General features: G+C 61.3%; 1 protein-coding gene and 1 pseudogene. One reads left to right on the top strand and one right to left on the bottom strand.

What is annotated here, in order from left to right; all coding sequences use genetic code 11:
* Window positions 1-188 (bottom strand): annotated as a pseudogene (locus AC2FNB_RS21275) (hypothetical protein); the annotation flags it as partial.
* A gap of 377 nt (window positions 189-565) precedes the next feature.
* On the opposite strand from AC2FNB_RS21275, the gene AC2FNB_RS21280 reads away from it, so the two are divergent.
* Window positions 566-970 (top strand): single-stranded DNA-binding protein, encoded by a 405-nt coding sequence (locus AC2FNB_RS21280; protein WP_008335991.1) that lies wholly within the window; start codon window positions 566-568, stop codon window positions 968-970.
* Window positions 971-1283: the final 313 nt, after the last annotated feature.

Consider the following 1283-nt stretch of genomic DNA (forward strand, 5'->3'; position numbering starts at 1 on the left):
TCTCGGGCGGAAGCTTCCACGTTGGCGCGGGCTTCCACCTTGTGCCGATCTTCGAATGTGGCAATCGCTTTGGCGACGTCATTCTGCATTTTCTTCAGCTCGCTGAGCGACAGTACGTCGAGATCGAAAGCAGCCGTTGGTGCGGTCCGTGTCCTGAATATTCCGGTATCGATAGCCCGTCGCGGCAAGGCCCTGCATTCCGCAGCACGGAAGGGCAGGGGGGCGAGAGCCGGTGATAGCCACTTGGGCCGCTAGCGGCGTGCTGGGCTTGGGGTAAAGCAGTCCCGATGGGCAAGGGGACATGGTCTGGCATGGGCTCCCCGTATCTCTCTGTCTCCTGGGCCATCCCTTCGACTGACAATCCCCTAATCCCGTTCGATCTCCTGCGCGCAACCCCGCGTCAGTCCGGGCCGTGTTGGCTGCCTTTGGCGTCCTGCCCGCTCCACCCCGGTCCTCTGGGGGTGTCCGGTGTCCATGCTGTCCACCGTGCACGCGTCACCCGACGGGCTTTTTCAGGGTCTTGTCGAAGGGACGGTCCCGAAGACAGGAAAAACAGGAGCTTATCATGCAGAACATCGTCATCCTCGCCGGCAACATCGGTCAGACCCCCGAAGTCCGCACCACCCAGAGCGGCACCAAGATCACCAACTTCAGCCTCGCCACCTCGCGTCCCCGCCTCTCGGAAGGCCGTGTGATGCGCGACGAAAACGGCTACCGGGTCATGGACACCGAATGGCACCGCATCACCTGCTTCAACGGACTCGGCAAGACGGTCGCCGAGCATTGCGAAAAGGGCATGAAGGTCCTCGTCCACGGCCGCATTCACTACACCAAGTGGATCGACAGCATGGGGAACGACCGCTACGGCTGCGAGATCATCGCCGAGAAGGTCGACTTCCTGAGCCGTCCGAAGTCGGCCGAGAACGAAAACCCCGAGTTGGTCGACCGCGACGATGAGATCCCGTTCTGAGGAGCGGGGTCTCCCCCTCGGCCCGGCGGGTTAAACCGCCGGGCTAAAAGTCTCTTCGGGCCACTGGAAAAGGCATCCACGCTTGCCTTCCGGTGCTGAGCGCCTTGAATGCGCCTAATTGTTCAACGTGCGCACGAGCTAGATTTCGTCTTTGGTTCTGGTCGCGCCGTGACTGCGATACGCGTCGAGCATCAAACGCGTATATTCGGCCGTGCTCTGGGTCACGGTGCCCAAACCGGGCCATGCGAACAACGGATCCGACCAAGTAACTTCCAACTCAATCTCGATTCCAAGCAGTGCGGCCACTTCGATC

It is taken from the genome of Ruegeria sp. BHSB058, from assembly GCF_059613285.1.